The sequence below is a fragment of the Amycolatopsis orientalis DSM 43388 genome (assembly GCF_000411975.1).
In the GTDB taxonomy this organism is placed as follows: domain Bacteria; phylum Actinomycetota; class Actinomycetes; order Mycobacteriales; family Pseudonocardiaceae; genus Amycolatopsis; species Amycolatopsis orientalis_D.
Window position 1 is genome coordinate 1 of record NZ_ASXG01000063.1, and the last position, 15,334, is coordinate 15,334.

The 15,334-nt window shown below is 70.6% G+C and carries 15 protein-coding genes and 1 pseudogene; 8 read left to right on the forward strand and 8 right to left on the reverse strand.

The annotated features are described in order from the left end of the window. A pseudogene (locus L942_RS10530) lies at positions 1 to 511 on the forward strand (epoxide hydrolase); the annotation flags it as partial. Between the two features lie 21 nt (positions 512 to 532). On the opposite strand, the gene L942_RS10535 reads toward L942_RS10530, so the two are convergent. Then, complete coding sequence (locus tag L942_RS10535) at positions 533 to 1,606, reverse strand: amidohydrolase family protein (RefSeq protein ID WP_037358202.1); 1,074 nt, start codon at positions 1,604 to 1,606, stop codon at positions 533 to 535. Next, positions 1,603 to 3,141 carry a signal recognition particle protein gene (ffh, locus tag L942_RS10540; protein WP_037358204.1) on the reverse strand — a complete coding sequence of 513 codons (1,539 nt, stop codon included), beginning with the start codon at positions 3,139 to 3,141 and terminating at the stop codon, positions 1,603 to 1,605. Before ffh ends, L942_RS10535 begins: the two co-directional genes overlap by 4 nt. Positions 3,142 to 3,350: 209 nt before the next feature. Between ffh and L942_RS10545 the strand changes: the two genes are divergently transcribed. After that, on the forward strand, positions 3,351 to 5,144 hold the full coding sequence (locus L942_RS10545; RefSeq protein ID WP_037358206.1) for an ABC transporter ATP-binding protein: 1,794 nt from the start codon (positions 3,351 to 3,353) through the stop codon (positions 5,142 to 5,144). 9 nt (positions 5,145 to 5,153) lie between these two features. Beyond that, the gene (locus tag L942_RS10550; RefSeq protein ID WP_037358208.1) at positions 5,154 to 5,606 is read left to right on the forward strand and encodes a MarR family winged helix-turn-helix transcriptional regulator; all 453 of its coding nucleotides are present in this window, start codon (positions 5,154 to 5,156) and stop codon (positions 5,604 to 5,606) included. A gap of 198 nt (positions 5,607 to 5,804) precedes the next feature. On the opposite strand, the gene L942_RS10555 is transcribed toward L942_RS10550, so the two are convergent. The 4 genes from L942_RS10555 to L942_RS10570 all read right to left on the reverse strand — a co-directional run bounded on the left by L942_RS10555 (position 5,805) and on the right by L942_RS10570 (position 10,377). Beyond that, a complete protein-coding gene (locus L942_RS10555) occupies positions 5,805 to 6,182 on the reverse strand; it encodes a hypothetical protein (RefSeq protein ID WP_037358405.1) in 378 nt (125 codons plus the stop codon). Between the two features lie 179 nt (positions 6,183 to 6,361). Then, entirely contained in the window at positions 6,362 to 8,671 is a 2,310-nt protein-coding gene (locus L942_RS10560) for a [protein-PII] uridylyltransferase (RefSeq protein WP_037358210.1), read from the reverse strand. A gap of 3 nt (positions 8,672 to 8,674) precedes the next feature. Further along, entirely contained in the window at positions 8,675 to 9,013 is a 339-nt protein-coding gene (locus L942_RS10565) for a P-II family nitrogen regulator (protein ID WP_037358212.1), read from the reverse strand. Beyond that, a complete protein-coding gene (locus tag L942_RS10570; protein WP_051165863.1) occupies positions 9,010 to 10,377 on the reverse strand; it encodes an ammonium transporter in 1,368 nt (455 codons plus the stop codon). Before L942_RS10570 ends, L942_RS10565 begins: the two co-directional genes overlap by 4 nt. A gap of 174 nt (positions 10,378 to 10,551) precedes the next feature. On the opposite strand from L942_RS10570, the gene L942_RS10575 reads away from it, so the two are divergent. The 5 genes from L942_RS10575 (at position 10,552) to L942_RS44215 (ending at position 14,197) form a co-directional block, all read left to right on the forward strand. Beyond that, positions 10,552 to 11,373: a putative RNA methyltransferase gene (locus tag L942_RS10575; protein ID WP_063695754.1), complete on the forward strand. Its 822-nt coding sequence runs from the start codon at positions 10,552 to 10,554 to the stop codon at positions 11,371 to 11,373. 29 nt (positions 11,374 to 11,402) lie between these two features. Continuing rightward, complete coding sequence (locus L942_RS10580) at positions 11,403 to 11,897, forward strand: GNAT family N-acetyltransferase (protein ID WP_051165864.1); 495 nt, start codon at positions 11,403 to 11,405, stop codon at positions 11,895 to 11,897. 11 nt (positions 11,898 to 11,908) lie between these two features. Continuing rightward, positions 11,909 to 13,195, forward strand: coding sequence for an O-acetylhomoserine aminocarboxypropyltransferase/cysteine synthase family protein (locus L942_RS10585; protein WP_037358415.1), 1,287 nt, complete (start codon positions 11,909 to 11,911; stop codon positions 13,193 to 13,195). After that, positions 13,192 to 13,668: a CoA-binding protein gene (locus L942_RS10590; RefSeq protein WP_037358215.1), complete on the forward strand. Its 477-nt coding sequence runs from the start codon at positions 13,192 to 13,194 to the stop codon at positions 13,666 to 13,668. The genes L942_RS10585 and L942_RS10590 overlap by 4 nt, the downstream gene beginning before the upstream one ends. A 61-nt stretch (positions 13,669 to 13,729) precedes the next feature. Further along, positions 13,730 to 14,197, forward strand: coding sequence for a DUF6228 family protein (locus L942_RS44215; protein ID WP_051165865.1), 468 nt, complete (start codon positions 13,730 to 13,732; stop codon positions 14,195 to 14,197). Here L942_RS44215 and L942_RS10600 read toward each other — a convergent pair. Together L942_RS10600 and L942_RS10605 are read right to left on the reverse strand one after the other, a co-directional pair. After that, positions 14,190 to 15,011, reverse strand: coding sequence for a class I SAM-dependent methyltransferase (locus L942_RS10600; RefSeq protein WP_037358217.1), 822 nt, complete (start codon positions 15,009 to 15,011; stop codon positions 14,190 to 14,192). The two genes, L942_RS44215 and L942_RS10600, sit on opposite strands and share 8 nt — an antisense overlap. After that, the gene (locus tag L942_RS10605; protein WP_037358219.1) at positions 15,008 to 15,334 is read right to left on the reverse strand and encodes a VOC family protein; all 327 of its coding nucleotides are present in this window, start codon (positions 15,332 to 15,334) and stop codon (positions 15,008 to 15,010) included. The genes L942_RS10600 and L942_RS10605 overlap by 4 nt, the downstream gene beginning before the upstream one ends.

Below are 15,334 nucleotides of genomic sequence, written 5' to 3' on the forward strand. Positions count from 1 at the left end.
GGCGGGCGCGTTCGACGACCCGACGCCCGCCGAGCTGGCGAACCTCGAAGCCGAGAAGGAAATGCAGCGCACCGGCCGGGGGTATTCGGCGATCCAGGCGACCCGTCCGCAGACCCTCGGCTACGCCCTCACCGATTCCCCGGCGGGTCAGGCCGCCTGGATCGCGGAGAAGTTCTGGGCCTGGACGGACCACGACGGCCATCCGGAGGACGCGGTGTCCCGGCAGGCGATCCTCGACGAAATCTCGGTCTATTGGTTCACCGCGTCGGCGACCTCGTCGGCACGCCTGTACTGGGAGAGCTTCTCCCATTTCCGGGACCAGGTCACCGCGCCGTCCGGGCTGTCGGTCTACCCGCGCGACATCACCCGGCCCTCGCGGCGCGAGGCCGAACTGCGGTTCACCGACCTGCGCTGGTTCGAGGAACTGCCCCGAGGCGGCCACTTCGCCGCACTGGAGCAGCCGGAATCGCTGGTCGAGCAGGTGCGCGGGTTCTTCCGTCTCGTCCGCTGAGGAGTCCGTGCGCGCGGACGCTCAGTGGAAGACGGTGCCGCCCAAGACGATGTGGGTCGGGTGGTGCAGGGCGGCGAGGTCGGCGCGCGGGTCGTCGGCGTAAACGATCAGGTCGGCCGGGGCGCCGTGTTCGATGCCGGGGTTGCCCAGCCATTCGCGCGCTTCCCAGGAAGCGCTCGCGAGAGCCTGCGTACGCGACATCCCCGCGCGGTGGAGCGCTTCGACCTCGTCGGCGATACGGCCGTGCGCGACCATGCCGCCCGCGTCCGTGCCCGCGAAGACGCGTACGCCCGCTTCGACCGCCGAGGACACCATATCGGCCACACCGGCGTGCAGGGCGCGCATGTGAGCCGCGTACGTCGGGTACTTGCCCGCCTTGTCCGCGATGCCCGGGAAGTTCTCGATGTTGATGAGCGTGGGCACCAACGCGACGTCGCGGCGCGCGAGTTCGGCGAGCTGATCCGGCGACAGCGCGGTGCCGTGTTCGAGACAGTCGATGCCCGCGCCGATCAAGCCCGGCAACGCCGCTTCGCCGAACACGTGCGCCGTGACGCGTGCGCCGAGGTCGTGGGCGACGCGGATGGCTTCCGCCAGCACATCGTCCGGCCACAACGGGGCGAGGTCGCCCTGGCCGCGGTCGATCCAGTCGCCGACGAGCTTGACCCAGCCGTCGCCGTCGCGGGCCTGCTCGGCGACCGCTTCGGGCAGCAGCGCCGGCTCGTCCAGCTCGATCGCGAAGCCGGGGATGTAGCGCTTCGGCAGCGCCAGGTGCCGTCCGCACCGGATGATCGTGGGCAGGTCGGCGCGCGATTGCAGCGGGCGGACGTCGAGCGGCAGGCCGCAGTCGCGGATCAGCAGCGTGCCCGCGTCGCGGTCGGTCGCGGCCTGCTCCGCCGCCTCCCGCACCGACAACCCGCCGGTCGGGCCGAGGCCCGGGTGGCAGTGCGCGTCGACGAGCCCGGGGACCACGAATCCGCCGGTGGACAGCGTTTCCGCGCCGGGAACCGGCTCGAACGACAGCTGTCCGTCCTGGATCCAGAGGTCACGCGGTTCGCCGTCGGGCAGGACGGTGCCGGAAAGGTGCAGCGCGCTCAATTGTTCTTCGGGTCCTTCGGCAGCTTGAACTTGGACGGGTCGAAGCCGGGCACGTCGTTCATGCCGCCGAGCTGGGACAGGTCCGGCATTCCGCCGCCCATGCCGCCGGGGGGAAGCATCGGCATGCCGCCGGGCATCCCGCCGCGCATCTTCGGCTGCGTGGGGCCGCGCCCCTTGCCCTTCTTCCCCTTCTTGCCCTTGCGGTTCTTGCTCCCGCCGCCTCCGCCGAAGCCGAACCGGCCGGCCATCTGCGCCATCATCTTGCGCGCCTCGAAGAAGCGGTTGACCAGGTCGTTGACCTCGCGGACGGTCACGCCGGAGCCGTTCGCGATGCGCAGCCGGCGCGAGCCGTTGATGATCTTCGGGTCGGCGCGCTCGGCGGGCGTCATGCCGCGGATGATCGCCTGCAGCCGGTCGAGCTGCTTGTCGTCGACGGCGGCGAGCTGGTCTTTCATCTGGCCCGCGCCGGGCAGCATGCCGAGCAGGTTGCCGATCGGGCCCATCTTGCGCACGGCGAGCATCTGCTCGAGGAAGTCCTCCAGCGTGAGCTGCCCGCTGGTGAGCTTCTGCGCGGCCTGTTCGGCCTGCTCCTGGTCGAAGTGCTGTTCGGCCTGCTCGATCAGGGTCAGCACATCGCCCATGCCCAGGATGCGCGAGGCCATCCGGTCCGGGTGGAACGTGTCGAAGTCCTCGAGCTTCTCGCCGTTGGACGCGAAGAGGATGGGCTGGCCGGTGACCTCGCGGACGGACAGCGCGGCGCCACCGCGCGCGTCGCCGTCGAGCTTCGTGAGCACCACGCCGGTGAAGCCGACGCCGTCGCGGAACGCCTCGGCCGTGGTGACCGCGTCCTGACCGATCATGGCGTCGACCACGAACAGGACCTCGTCCGGCTGCACGGCCTCGCGGATGTCCGCCGCCTGCTTCATCAGCTCTTCGTCGACACCCAGCCGGCCTGCGGTGTCGACCACGACGATGTCGTGCTGCGCGTGCTTGGCCTCCTCGATCGCGCGGCGGGCGACGTCGACCGGGTCGCCGACGCCGTTGCCCGGCTCCGGCGCGAACGTGGGGACGCCCGCGCGCTCGCCGACGATCTGCAGCTGGTTGACCGCGTTCGGCCGCTGGAGGTCGCAGGCGACCAGCATCGGCGCGTGGCCCTGCTTCTTCAGCCACATCGCCAGCTTCCCGGCGAGCGTCGTCTTGCCCGCGCCCTGGAGGCCGGCGAGCATGATCACCGACGGCGGGTTCTTCGCCAGGCGCAGCCGCCGCGTCTCGCCGCCGAGGATGCCGATCAGCTCCTCGTTGACGATCTTCACGACCTGCTGGGCCGGGTTCAGCGCCTGGGACACCTCGGCGCCCTTGGCCCGGTCCTTGATCTTCGCGATGAACGCCTTGACCACCGGGAGCGCGACGTCCGCCTCCAGCAGCGCGATGCGGATCTCGCGCGCGGTGGCGTCGATGTCGGCGTCGGACAGCCGGCCCTTGCGCGAGAGCGACTGCAGGGCCGAGGTGAGCCGATCGGAGAGGGTGTCGAACACGGGGGTGCACGCTCCAGCTGGGTCGAAAGTTCGCGTGCCGGGCGGTGCTCGGCACCCCCGGCATCTTCCGAGGGTAGCCGCTCCGGCCGTCCCGCCTTCACGGGTACGGGAAGGGTACTACGCAGTCAGGTACTAATTGACGCAGCGATAACAGCTCAACCGCGCGAAAACCGTTCGACCAGCCTCGCCGATTAAGTAAACATAGGCGTATGACATCAGCGACTGCCCGCCGCGCGACGCTCGCCGAACCGGCAGCGGAGGAGGACGAACAGGTCCCGTTCCGCCGCATCGCGGGCCTGTTCCGGCCGCACCGGCGGGCGCTGGCCGGGCTGTGCGCGCTGCTGGTCCTGCAGGCCGGGCTGGGCGTCACCTCTCCGTTCCTGCTGCGCGAGATGCTGGACGACGCGCTGCCGCACCGCGACGCCCTGCTGGTGAGCCTGCTGGCCATCGGGATGATCGCCGCCGCGCTCGGGTCCGGCGCGCTGAGCGTGCGGACCACCGGACTGTCCAACACCATCGGCCAGCGGGTGATGAACGAGCTGCGGGTGGCGGTGTACAGCCATCTGCAGCGGATGTCGCTCGGCTTCTACACCCGGACCAAGACCGGCGAGGTGCTGTCGCGGGTGTTCAACGACATCGGCGGCGTGGACAACGTCGTGACCGGGACCGCCGCGTCGATCGTGCAGAACGGCACGACGGCGCTGGCGATCGCGGCGGCGATCCTGGTCATGGACTGGCAGCTGGCGCTGTTGTCGCTGGTCGTTGTGCCGTTGTTCCTGCTGTTCACGCTGCGGCTCGGCGGCAAGCAGCGCAAGCTCGCCCGCGGCCGGACGCGCCGGATGGCGCGGCTGACCACGATCGTCGAGGAATCGCTGTCGGTCACCGGCGTGCTGCTGGCCAAGACGATGGGCAACGCGAAGCTGATGCGCGACCGGTTCGCCGAGGAATCGCGCGAGGTCGCGGCACTGGAGCGCAGGGCCGCGCTGGCCGGACGGTGGCAGCGGGCGGCGCGGACGATGAGCCTGACGATCATCCCGGCGCTGGTCTACTGGGCGGCCGGGCTGGAGCTCGCCGGTGGTGCGGCGCCGATCTCGTTGGGCACCGTCGTCGCGTTCACCAGCATGTTGAACCGGCTGCTCACGCCGGCGACGGCGATGCAGACGGTGGGCCAGAACGTCGCGTCGGCGAAGGCGTTGTTCGGACGGATCTTCGAGGTGCTCGACCTGCCGGTGGAGATCGACGACCGGCCGGGCGCGCGGACGCTGCGGCCCAGCGGCGGCGCGGTTTCGATGCGCGGGGTGTCGTTCCGCTACGACGACGAAGGCCCGTGGACGTTGCGCGACATCGATCTCGACGTGCCCGCCGGGACCACGACCGCGCTGGTCGGTTCGACGGGTTCGGGGAAGACGACGCTCGCCTACCTGGTCGCCCGGTTGTACGAGGTGACCGAGGGGAAGGTGTGCGTGGACGGGACGGATGTCCGGGACGTCACGCTCGCGTCGCTGGCCGCCGGGGTCGGGCTGGTGTCGCAGGAGACCTATCTGTTCCACGCGTCGGTGCGGGAGAACCTCCGCTTCGCGAAGCCGGACGCCACCGACGCAGAGCTGGAGAACGCCGCGAAGGCCGCGCACATCCACGACACGCTGGCCGCGCTGCCCGAGGGCTACGACACGGTGGTGGGGGAACGCGGCTACCGGTTTTCCGGCGGGGAGAAGCAGCGGATGGCGATCGCGCGGATCCTGCTGCGCAATCCGCCGATGCTGATCCTGGACGAGGCGACGAGTTCGCTGGACAACCGCACGGAACGGGCGGTGCAGGCGGAACTGGACCGGCTCGCCGCGGGCCGCACGACGATCGCGATCGCGCACCGGCTGTCCACTGTGGAGCACGCGGACCAGATCGCGGTGCTGGACGCCGGCCGGATCGTCGAGCGCGGGACGCACGAAGAACTGCTCGCGCTGGACGGGCGGTACGCCGCGTTGGTGCGGGGAGAAACCGCCTAATGTGGCGGTATGGAGACCGAACCCGACGCGCACCGGGCCGACGAGCTGGCGGCGCTGGCCCGGACGGTGCGCGAGGGCGTCGGACGGCTGAACTGGCGGATGCGCTTCGAGGCGGGTTCGCCCGCTCCGGGACCGGCCGTGCTGGCGGTGCTGTCGCGGCTGTACCGGGGCGGCACGCACACGCCGAGCGAGCTGGCCGAAGCCGAACGGATCCATCCGCAGTCGCTCACGCGGATCCTGGCCACGCTGGCCGAACGCGAATGGATCACGCGCACTCCGGATCCATCGGACGGACGGCGGTCGCTGATCGACCTCACCCCGGCCGGGCTGCGGGAGCTGCGCGAGTACTCGGTCGCGCGGGAGACCTGGCTGGCCGCGGCTCTCGAACGGACGCTCAGCCCCACCGAGCAGGAGCTGCTCCGGCTCGCCGCCGGGCTGCTGACCCGGATCGCGGACTCCTGAGTCCCGGGGTTCCGGGGCGGCCGCTCCCCACGGCCGTCCCCGGAACCGTGGCGGAAGAGCTCACCTCCCCAGGAGGCCTTCCGCCGCGGGCACGCGGAGCGGTTCCCCCTCGACCACCCGGCGTTGGCCAGAAGTCTGCCGTCCGGGCACCGGCGCGCGGCAGCGTGAAGTCCCTCAATCGGGACTGAGTAGAACTACTCAAACGCGGGTGTCGGGCCCCGCCGAATCGCTCGTGTGCTCGAACAGCGGTTCGGCGTCGGAGAGTTCCTCGGCCGAGCAGCTCACCGCGCAGGCGGCCGCCTGCAGGACTTCGGTGAGCACCTCGACCTCGGACGGCGAGACGGTGGCGAGCGCGGGGTTGCGGACGTCCATGCGGCCGGCGAGGCCGGCCAGCGCGTGGGAAAGCGCGTGCTGGCCGGCGACCAGCTGGGTGACCACCTCGGACAGTTCGCTGAGGGTGGCGGCCGAGCCGTCGCCGCGGAGCAGGGCGGAGAGCTCCTCGGCGCACGTGCGCAGGTGCCCGGCCACGACTGTCGGCGGCAGCGAAAGCTCGGGCAGGTTCTCGTGACCTCGCACCGCGTTCACCTCGCCCCCTGGTCGGACCGTCCATCCTGCCATCGGAACCGGTTTTGTCGCTTCCGACACCCCGGACGGGTGAGCCCGGATGGCGCAATCCAGCCGGATCTGCCTGGCCAGCTGTCCGTGAAGGACTCCTTGCGGGAATCTGATTCCCGCAAGGAGTCCTTCACGGACCGTCAGGAGACCGCGGCCAGCACGGCGTCGGTGATGCCAGCCCGCCACGACGGGGTGACGTGGCCGGAACGCGGCGAGAGGGCGAAAGAGTCGACCACGGCGCCGCCGAGGGTCGCGGCTTTCGCCCAGTGGACGTCGGCCTCGGCCCGGCGCAGGGCGCTCGCCACGCGGAACAGCAGGCCGATCTGGTCGGCGGCGCGCAATTCGAGCACGACGGCGTCGGGGCCGCTCGTTTCGTCGTCGAACCAGCGCACCACCGGTTTGACCACGACCGGCGACGACGTGGCGTAGTCGCGTTCCTTCGCCGCCAAGCGCTGGGTGAGCGGCATCGTCCCGGCGACCGCGCGGGCGAATTGCTCCCGCAGCAGCGCGGGGTCCGGCAGGGAGCCGAACTTCGGCGACGCGGTGAACACGCCGGCCCGGCCCCTGCCCGAGTGCTCGCGCAGGACCGCCGAGTGGACCTCCAGGGAGTTCAGCGCCAGCACTCCGGCCGCCGGGGCGAGCAGTTCCCGGTCCGCGGGCACGGCCAGCAGCGCGGTGACCACCTTGCCGTGCGCGGAAATCCGGATTTGGCCGACCCCGGTCCGGGCGGCCTCGGCGACGAGCTCCCGCTGGTCGTCGTCGAGCGGCTCGGGCGGGGTGAAACCCTTGCCGTGCATCACTTCCTCGCACCCGCTGACCAGTTCGGCGAGCAGCCGGTCCTTCCAGTCGGTCCAGACGCCGGGGCCGGTGGCCAGCGAGTCCGCCCGGGTGAGGGCGTGCAGCAGTTCCAGCAGGACGATGTCGCCGTCCAGGGTTTTCACCACGCGCGAGAGGGTCGCGGGGTCGCCGATGTCGCGCCGGGTCGCGGTGTGCGGGAGCAGCAGGTGGTGGCGGACCATCGCGGAGACCGTCGCCACGTCCGCCGTCGGCAGGCCCAGCCGCTGCGCTACCGAGGCGGAGATCTTCGCGCCCAGCTCGGAGTGGTCGGCCTCGCGGCCCTTGCCGATGTCGTGCAGCAGCGCGCCGATCAGCAGCAGGTCCGGCCGCGACACGGTGGTCGACAGCTTCGCGGCTTCGACGCACGCCTGGACGAGGTGCCGGTCGACGGTCCACTGGTGCACTGGCGACCGTGGCGGCAGGTCGCGCACGGCGCCCCATTCCGGGAACAGCCGCGCCCACAGGCCGGTGCGGTCGAGTGCTTCGACCGCGTCGACCAGCCCCTCCCCCGCGCCCAGCAGCTCGACGAGCGCGTTGCGAGCGTCGTCCGGCCACGGTTCGCGCAGTTCGGGTGCGGACTCGGCGAGCGTGCGCAACGTGCCCGGCGAGATGGGCTTCCGGGTACGCGCGGAGGCTGCTGCGGCGCGGAGCAGGAGCGCTGGGTCCCGGGCGGGGAGCGCGTCCCGGGCGAGCGCGACCTCGTCGCCGTGCAGCACGACGCCCTCGGCCAACGGACGTCGTACTGGGCGTCGACCGAAGCGCGGGCGGGGTTGCTCCACAGTGGACCGAAGAGCGACATCGACCGCGTACGCGATGGTTCGGCCCGCGCCGGAAAGCTTGCGTGCCAAGGCGAATCGGTCGCCCAGCTCAAGCTCGTGCGCTACGACGTCGGCGTCGGCGGCACCGAGGATGTCTCGCTCCCGACGCGATTCGCGGCGCAGTTCGGTACGGACGTCCAGCAGGAGCTGTTTGGCTGCCAGCAGCTCTTCGCCCGGTCGTGCGGTGAGCTGCGCGGCCGCGAGGGCTTCCAGGACGCCGAAGTCGCGCAGGCCGCCGCGGCCGTGTTTGAGGTCCGGCTCGGCGGATTGGGCGATCTCGCCGCTGCGCCGCCACCGGGTGTGGACGGATTCCGCCAGCTCCGGCAAGCATTTGCGGGCGGTGCGCCGCCACTGGTCGCGAGCGGCGGACGCGACCCGTTCGGTGAGATCCGGGTCGCCGGCCAGGTGCCGGGCGTCGAGGAGACCCAGCGCGGTACGCAGGTCCTCCGCCGCGACTTTCAGCGCCTCGCCCGGGGTGCGGACCGAATGGTCGAGGCCGACCCGCGCATCCCACAGCGGGTACCACAGCGCGTCGGCGATCTCCCCGATGTTCCCGTTCCCGTTGTGCAGCAACAGCAAATCGAGATCGGAGCACGGCACCAGCTCGCGCCGTCCCAACCCCCCTACGGCGACCAGCGCGACACCTGGGTCCGCGGTGTCGACGCCGGCCGCCGTCGCTCCTTTCCCGAGCCAGAACTCGTACAGATCGACCAGGGAGGCCCGCAGTGCGGGAGCTCCGTGCCGTCCTTCGAGCAGCAGTGCGGTGGCCCGGGCGAGTTCTCCCCCGTCGGTCATCGGCTACAGCGCGTCCGTGCCGCGTTCGCCGGTGCGGACCCGGATGACCGTCTCCACTGGTGTCACCCAGACCTTCCCGTCGCCGATCTTGCCGGTGTGCGCGGCGGTGGTGACCGCGTCGAGGACCTTCTCGACGACGGCGTCGTCCACCACGACCTCGATCTTCAGCTTGGCCACGAAATCCACCGAGTACTCGGCGCCGCGGTAGACCTCGGTGTGGCCCTTCTGCCTGCCGTAGCCCTGGACCTCGCTCACCGTCATCCCGAGCACGCCCAGCTGCTCCAGCGAGGAGCGGACGTCGTCGAGCGTGAACGGCTTGACGATCGCGGTGATCAGCTTCATGCCTTGCTCTCCTCGAGTTTCGTGACGGGCTTGACCGGGACCGTGTTCGAGTGGCTGAGGCCGCCCATGCCGGTGAAGTCGTAGGCGCTCTCCGCGTGCTGGCCCTCGTCGATGCCGCCGACCTCGTGTTCGGTGCTGACGCGGAACCCGCCCGCCTTCTTGATCGCGAACCCGATGATGAACGTCATGATGAACGAGTAGCCCAGGACCGCAAGCGCGGCGACCACCTGGATGCCGAGCTGTTTGAAGCCACCGCCGTAGAACAGGCCGTCCGCGCCCGCCGAGTTCACGCTCTTGGTCGCGAAGAACCCGATCAGGATGGTGCCGACGAGACCGCCGACGAGGTGCACGCCGACGACGTCGAGCGAGTCGTCGAAGCCGAGGCGAAACTTCAGCGAGATGGCCAGCGCGCACAGCACCCCGGCGATGACACCGATTGCGATCGAGCCGAGCGGGCTCACGAAACCGCAGGCGGGGGTGATCGCGACCAGGCCCGCCACCGCGCCCGAAGCCGCGCCGAGCGTGGTCGGCTTGCCGAACTTCAGCTGTTCCACGAGCAGCCAGCCGAGCACCGCGGCCGCGGTCGCGACGGTGGTGTTGGTGAACGCGACGCCCGCGAGGTCGTTCGCGCCCAGCGCGGAACCGGCGTTGAAGCCGTACCAGCCGAACCACAGCAGCGACGCGCCGAGCAGGACGAACGGGACGTTGTGCGGGCGTCCGGTGTCCTTCGGCCAGCCCTTGCGCTTGCCGAGCACCAGCGCGAGGGCGAGACCCGCGGCGCCGGCGTTGATGTGCACCGCCGTGCCGCCGGCGAAGTCGAGCGCCTTGAGCTGATTGGCGATCCAGCCGCCGACCGCGTCCTTGCCGGTGAATCCGTCGAACGAGAACACCCAGTGCGCGACCGGGAAATACACGATGACGACCCAGATCGCCACGAAAAGCGTCCAGCCCCAGAACTTCGCGCGATCCGCGATGGCGCCGGAAATGAGCGCCGGGGTGATGATCGCGAACATCAGCTGGAACATGCAGAACGCGAGCAGCGGCAGCGCGTCCGGCCCCGGCCACGGAACCGCGGGCGGGCCCGAGCTCGCCAGCCCGACGAGCTTGCCGAACGCGTCCGACAGGCCGGCGTAGTCGAGGTTCCCGACCAGGCCGCCGAAAGCGTCGTCGCCGAAGGACAGCGAGAACCCGAAGAGCACCCACAGCACCCCGACTATCGCGAGCGCGATGAAGTTCATCATCAACATGTTCAAAACGCTCTTCGCGCGGACCATGCCGCCGTAGAAGAACGCGAGGCCTGGGGTCATGAGCATGACCAGCGCGGCGCTGACCAGCACCCAGGCGGTATCTCCGGCGTTCAGCACAATCGTCCTCCCGTGCCGTGGGCAACTGCTGAGGAAGTGTTGGCCGCCGGTGTTTCACCAGGCTTCGGTTCACGTTTCCCTCGCGTGAACTCCGGTGCGGTGGTTGTTACGGGGACGTTTCCGCGACCCCAGGGCGAAATGTCCGGTCAGGCAACCTCATGGTCGAATAGCGCCATGTCTTTGCCTGATCGGGTGATTGATGCACTGCGCTGTTCGGTGTGCGCGGAGCCGGTCTCGCTGACCGGCCGGACGCTGCGCTGCGAGCGGCGGCATGCGTTCGATCTGGCCCGGCAGGGTTACGTCAACCTGCTGCACGCCCGCATCCCGGCGGGGACGGCCGACACCGCGCCGATGGTGGACGCGCGGGCGGCGTTTTTGTCTTCCGGCGCGTACGAGCCGCTCGCCGACGCGGTCGCCGCTGCCGGTTCTGCTTCCGGATTGATCATCGACGCCGGGGCGGGCCCGGGCTATTACCTCTCGCGAGTACTGGACGCCGCTCCGGACGCGGTCGGGCTCGCGCTGGACGTATCAGCGATCGCGTTGCGGCGCGCCGCGCGGGCGCACCCGCGGCTGGGCGCGGTGGTGTGGAACCTGTGGGAGCCGTGGCCGGTGGGCGACGGCGTGGCTTCGGTGGTCTTGGACGTGTTCTCGCCGCGGAACGCCGCGGAGTTCCACCGGGTGCTCGAACCAGGCGGGAAGCTGGTCGTGGCGGCGCCGTTGCCGGGACATCTCGCGGAACTGGGCGACCTGGTGCTCGCGGTGGACGCGCGCAAGGAAGAACGGCTCGAAGCGGCGCTGGGCGGGTTGTTCGTGCGGGAGTCCGGGGTCGAGGTGGTCCGGACGCAGGAGTTCACCGCCGCGCAGGTACGGGACGTGGTCGCGATGGGGCCCGCGGGATTCCATCTGGACCGGGATGGGCGACGGGAACGGCTCGAAGCGGCGGAGGGACGGGCCGTGACGCTGGCGGTTTCGGTGAGCACTTGGCGGAAGCGGTGAAGAAAGCCCCGCCCGACCCCCGGATACGCATGGCTGAACTGAGCGACGTCGAGGCGATCCGCCGGTTCGGCGAAAGGCACATCCCGCCGCACTACACCCCACTGATCGGCGAAGCGGCGGCCCAGCGCCAGGTCCGCCAGTGGTGGAACGACTCGCACCTCTCCGCAGCCGTGGCCGACGGGCGGGTCATCGTCGCCGAAACCGGCGGACGGGTCGTGGGGGTCGGCCAGCTCGGGCCGGACCACGTCGTCTACAAGCTCTACCTGGACCCGGCGCACCGTGGCCACGGTCTGGGCCCGCGGCTGCTCAATGCTCTCGCGAGCCAGTTGCCGGACAGCGTCAGCCAGCTGCGCATCGAGCACTTCGCCGCCAACGAGCGAGCCGCGGCGTTCTACGAACGGGAAGGCTTCGAGATCGAGCGGGTCGAACCGGACCCCGGCGGAGACCCCGCGCTGGCCGTGGTCTGGCGGGCCCGGCCGATCACTCTCCGGGAAGAATGGCCGCCGCCCCCGGCGCTGGGTTAGCGTGGCGCTCGATGAGCGAACGTACCTGGGGCTTCCGCACCCGCGCCCTGCACGCCGGCGGCACTCCCGATCCCTCCACCGGGGCCCGTGCGGTGCCGATTTACCAGACGACCAGCTTCGTGTTCGAGGACGCGTCCGACGCGGCCAATCTGTTCGCGCTGCAGAAGTACGGGAACATCTACAGCCGGATCGGCAACCCGACCGTCGCGGCGTTCGAGGAGCGCATCGCGAGCCTGGAAGGGGCGATCGGCGGGGTCGCGACGGCCAGCGGGCAGGCGGCGGAGTTCCTCACCTTCTCGGCCCTCGCCGAAGCCGGGGACCACATCGTGTCGGCTGCCGGGCTGTATGGCGGGACGGTCACGCAGCTCACCGGGACGCTCGCGCGGTTCGGCGTCGAGACGACGTTCGTGCACGGCGACACCGAGGAGTACGCCAAGGCGGTCACCGACCGCACGAAGCTGATCTACACCGAGGTGATCGGCAACCCGAGCGGTGCGATCGCGGACCTTGCCGGGCTGGCCGATCTCGCGCATTCGCACGGCATGCCGCTCGTGGTCGACGCGACGCTCGCCACGCCCTACCTCTGCCGTCCGATCGAGCACGGCGCGGACATCGTCCTGCACTCGGCCACGAAGTTCCTCGGCGGACACGGCACGACGCTCGGCGGGGTCGTCGTCGAAGCGGGGACTTTCGACTGGGGCAACGGAAATTTCCCCCGGATGACCGAGACCGTCGACAGTTACGGCGGGCTCAAGTACTGGGAGAACTTCGGCGAGTACGCGTTCTGCACGCGGCTGCGCGCGGAGCAGTTGCGCGACATCGGCGCGGTGCTGTCGCCCCATTCGGCGTTTTTGCTGTTGCAGGGTGTGGAAACGCTGCCGCAGCGGATGGACGCGCACGTGGTCAACGCGCAGGCGATCGCGGAGTACCTGAACGCGGACCCGCGGGTCGCGTGGGTGTCTTACGCGGGGTTGCCGGATCACCCGGACCACGAACGGGCGGCGCGATATCTGCCGCAGGGGCCGGGCGCGGTGTTTTCGTTCGGGGTGAAGGGCGGACGCGCGGCGGGCGAGAAGTTCGTGGAGTCGGTGGAGCTGCTGTCGCACTTGGCGAACGTCGGCGACGCGCGGACGTTGGTGATCCATCCCGCCTCGACGACGCACGCGCAGCTGTCCGAGGACCAGCTCGCCGCGGCGGGCGTGGGCGCGGACTTGATCCGGCTGTCGGTCGGGCTGGAGGACGTCGACGATCTGCTGTGGGATCTCGACCAGGCCCTCGGCAAGGCGGTGAACGCGTGACCTACGACGTCGGAGCGGTCGAACGGCGGCGTCTTCTCGGACGCACGAAATCGGTGACGGTCGTGGGCGCGTCGGCGAATCCGGCGCGGCCGAGCTACTTCGTGGCGACTTATCTGCTGTCGTCGACGCGGTACGAGGTCAACTTCGTGAACCCGCGACTCGACACGCTGCTGGGGCGGCCGGTGTATCCGTCGCTGGCGGACGTGCCCGGCGAGCTGGATCTGGTGAGCGTGTTCCGCAAGCACGACGACCTCCCCGGGGTCGCCGAGGAGGTCATCGACGCGGGAGCGCGGACGTTGTGGCTCCAGCTCGGCCTGTGGCACGAACCGGTGGCGGACCGCGCCCGCGAGGCGGGGCTCGACGTGGTGATGAACCGGTGCGTGAAGATCGAACACGCGCGGTTCGCCGGCGGCCTGCACCTGGCCGGGTTCAACACCGGGGTGATCAGCTCCCGGCGGCAGACCGCGCCCTGACCAGGGCGGCTACGGTTGCCGGGTGAACTGCCCGCACGGCTGGCCGCGCCAGGAAACCGAGATGACCTGTTTGGACGATCTCGAAGTCGTGTTCGGCGGCGGACCGGTGTCGGTGCGGTTCGGCGAACGGCACGCCGCCACTCACCACCTGGACCGGCGGCTGTTCTTCGCCGTCCGCGCCCAGGGGCCCGGGCTCGATGCCCGGCTGGAGGGCGTCACGAACTACGTCACCGGCCGCGGCCTCGCCCGCTTCCTCGACGGGCTCGACTTCCGCGGCTGGGAAGGCGAATCGCGCTGGACCAACGCCGACCGCGACCTGACCGTCTCCGCGACCTACCGCTCCGGCGGCCGCGTCGAACTGGCCTGGACGCTCCGGCCGTGGCGGCACTCCGTCCACGGCGAATGGGAGACCACGGTCAAGACCGCGATGGAGGCTGGCGCGGAGAAGGACGAGCTGGCCGCCCAGCTCCACGCTTTCCTTACCGCCGAAGGATTTCCGGTCGAATACGGCGAGACCGAGTTCAGCTGACCGTCGCGACCAGGAACTCCTCCCCCGCCGCCGCGAGCCCGTCCGCCCGCCCGGAGAGATACCGCTTGGTCAGCTCAGCCGCGCTGACGTGCTGGACGTCCGGAAAACCGCACTCCCGCGCCAACTCCAGCATCTCGTCCGGCGCGAAGAAGCTCACGAACGGCGTCCCGGCCGCTTTCGCGCCCTTCATCGCCGCTGCCCGGGCCGCGCGGTCGGGTTCGTCCAGGTACTCCTCCGGCATCTGGAACGTCATCGCCACCACGGTCCCCGGCGCGAAACCGGCGAGCGCGCGCAACGTCGCGGCGTTGGCCTCGCGGGTCAGGTACATGCTGACGCCCGTGGAGGCGACCACTGCCGGTTCGTCCAGGTCGAAACCGTTGGCGGCCAAGCGTTCCGGCCACTGTTCGCCGGATTCGAAGTCGACCGGCACGAACCGGTGCGGCTCGGGCAGCCCGAGTTCGGCCAGCCGCGCGCGCTTCCACTCCTGCGTGCCCGGCTGGTCGATCTCGAACACCCGCACGCCCAGCCCCGGCTCCCGCTGCGCGAACGTGTCCAGCCCGGCGCCGAGCAGGACGTACTGCGAGACCCCGCGTTCGCGCACCAGGTCCTCGACGAACCGGCTGCGCAGCGCGATCCCCGCGCGAAACCGCCGGGTGAAGTCGAGGTCCATGTCCGGCCGGGACCGCCAGTCCGGCCCGGGATCGGCCAGCTGGAGACCGATCTCGTCGACCAGCGCGTGCGGCGGCGGATCGGCGAGCACGTGCAGCGCGCGCCACAACGCCACCCGCACCGCGGTGTGGTCCGGCTCGCTCACTTCGGGGCCCGCAGAACCCAGGTGCGGCCGTCCGGATCCCGCACGGTCATCTCGCGCGTGCCGTAGTGGGTGTCCTCGAACGGGGTGACGACGTCGAGTTCCGCGTCCACCGACTCGTCCGGCACCGCCACCACCACGCTCGTGCGCGGCTCCTGGCTTTCCGGGACCTCGGCGACGAACACCGGCACGCCGTCGCCGTTGGAGAGCTGGCCCGAGTTGTGGTCGGTCTCGAAATCGAGGCTGAAGCCCACGCGCTGCAGGAACTTCGCGGTCTTGCCCCAGTTGTGCGTCTCCAGGAAGAGCATCGTGATGCCTTCGCTCAT

What these genes read in the sequence shown, in the direction of transcription:
- L942_RS10565 (WP_037358212.1), bottom strand. Translation starts at nt 9,013, where the DNA reads ATGAAGCTGATCACCGCGATCGTCAAGCCGTTCACGCTCGACGACGTC.
- L942_RS10605 (WP_037358219.1), bottom strand. Translation starts at nt 15,334, where the DNA reads ATGAGCGAAGGCATCACGATGCTCTTCCTGGAGACGCACAACTGGGGC.
- L942_RS10545 (WP_037358206.1), top strand. Translation starts at nt 3,351, where the DNA reads ATGACATCAGCGACTGCCCGCCGCGCGACGCTCGCCGAACCGGCAGCG.
- L942_RS10550 (WP_037358208.1), top strand. Translation starts at nt 5,154, where the DNA reads ATGGAGACCGAACCCGACGCGCACCGGGCCGACGAGCTGGCGGCGCTG.
- L942_RS44215 (WP_051165865.1), top strand. Translation starts at nt 13,730, where the DNA reads ATGACCTGTTTGGACGATCTCGAAGTCGTGTTCGGCGGCGGACCGGTG.
- L942_RS10585 (WP_037358415.1), top strand. Translation starts at nt 11,909, where the DNA reads ATGAGCGAACGTACCTGGGGCTTCCGCACCCGCGCCCTGCACGCCGGC.
- L942_RS10575 (WP_063695754.1), top strand. Translation starts at nt 10,552, where the DNA reads ATGTCTTTGCCTGATCGGGTGATTGATGCACTGCGCTGTTCGGTGTGC.
- L942_RS10560 (WP_037358210.1), bottom strand. Translation starts at nt 8,671, where the DNA reads ATGACCGACGGGGGAGAACTCGCCCGGGCCACCGCACTGCTGCTCGAA.
- L942_RS10580 (WP_051165864.1), top strand. Translation starts at nt 11,403, where the DNA reads ATGGCTGAACTGAGCGACGTCGAGGCGATCCGCCGGTTCGGCGAAAGG.